Source organism: Actinacidiphila sp. bgisy167 (genome assembly GCF_057707665.1).
In genome coordinates this window covers 1-1,276 of record NZ_JBYIQP010000205.1, presented here as the reverse complement: position 1 = coordinate 1,276, position 1,276 = coordinate 1, and the positions used below count along the sequence as shown (strand labels likewise).

1 protein-coding gene and 1 pseudogene are annotated in these 1,276 nt (G+C 68.8%); one reads left to right on the top strand and one right to left on the bottom strand.

What is annotated here, in order from left to right; translation table 11 throughout:
- Positions 1 to 42: 42 nt before the first annotated feature.
- Positions 43 to 981, top strand: a pseudogene (locus tag AC3ET4_RS30800) (IS701 family transposase); the annotation flags it as partial.
- On the opposite strand, the gene AC3ET4_RS30795 reads toward AC3ET4_RS30800, so the two are convergent.
- On the bottom strand, positions 933 to 1,151 hold the full coding sequence (locus AC3ET4_RS30795) for a transposase (protein WP_431955260.1): 219 nt from the start codon (positions 1,149 to 1,151) through the stop codon (positions 933 to 935). The pseudogene AC3ET4_RS30800 and the gene AC3ET4_RS30795 overlap by 49 nt on opposite strands.
- Positions 1,152 to 1,276 lie beyond the last annotated feature (125 nt).

The window sequence follows — 1,276 nt, the reverse complement described above, 5'->3', positions numbered from 1 at the left end:
TCAGATCTTGTGACTGCTGATCGTTGATGTCGTTGTCTGGTCATGCTGGTCGATGTGGCACCTGAGCACGTTGATGCCTGGGCGGAGGAGCTTGCCCAACTGACATCCGGAATGGGGCACTTGTTCGCGCGGCCGGAGCCGCGTGAAGTGTTCGCGGACCTGGTCGAGGGCCTGCTGTCGGATCTGGGCCGGAAGAACGGCTGGACGATGGCCGAGCGTGCGGGGCATGCGACCCCGCACCGGATCCAGAAGTTCCTCGGTGAGGCCTCTTGGGACGTGGACGCACTGCTGGGTGAGGTCCAGGACTACATCGCCATCCACCTCGGCCACGAGCAGGCCACGCTGGTGCTGGACGATACCCAGGTCATCAAGAAGGGGACCCGCTCGGTCGGGGTAGCCCACCAGCACTGCGGCGCCACCGGGGACGTGCGCAACTGCCAGGTGATGGTGATGCTCACCTACGCCGCTGAGGCCGGGCACACCTTCTACGACCGGCGCTTGTACCTGCCCGCTGCCTGGGCTTCGGACCTTGAGCGGCGCCGGGACGCCGGCGTGCCCGAGGACATCACCTTCGCCACCAAGCCCCACCTGGGCATCGCGATGCTCCAAACGGCGCTGGCACGAAAGCTGCCGTTCGCGTGGGTGGCCGCCGATGCCGACTACGGCAAGGACCCCGCCCTGCGCGCCTTCCTGCACGACCATGCCCTGCCCTACGTGCTCGCGGTCCCGGTGACGCTCCCGCTGGCCGGGCCTCCCGGCAAGCCCTGCCAGCCGGCCGTCACCCAAGCCGGCGAGCTGCTGCACTACGCGGCGAGCCGCGACCAGTGGGAGCGCCGCAGCCAGGGCGAGGGCTCCAAGGGACAGCGGTACTACGACTGGACCTGGTTCGAAGTGACCTTGCCCAACCAAGAGCCCGCTGAGGGATTCGCCCATCATCTCCTGATCCGCCGCTCCACCGACAAGAAACAACTCGCGGGAGGTGTCAGCACAGCGCGGTCGTCGGCGAGGCGGCCCACCGTCCAGCGGGCCAGGCGGTCGCGTACGGCGTCGTGATCCCATACCGCGCGGGCCAGGAAGTGCTGGAGGCGGTGCGGGCCGCTGTGGCCGAGCGCCTCGGCCAGTGTCCAGCAGTTCGCCCGCTCCACGCCCATCAGCATCGCCTCGACCACCTCCCCCGAAGGTCTGCCGCGTCTCCCGGCGCGGGAAGCAGCCCGCCATCAGGCCCATCACCTCCCCGAAGCCGTCCCGCCACACCTCTTGCGCTACCGTGGCCTCA

Coding starts and splice junctions, on each gene's coding strand:
- AC3ET4_RS30795 (WP_431955260.1), bottom strand. CDS start 1,151: ATGGGCGTGGAGCGGGCGAACTGCTGGACACTGGCCGAGGCGCTCGGC.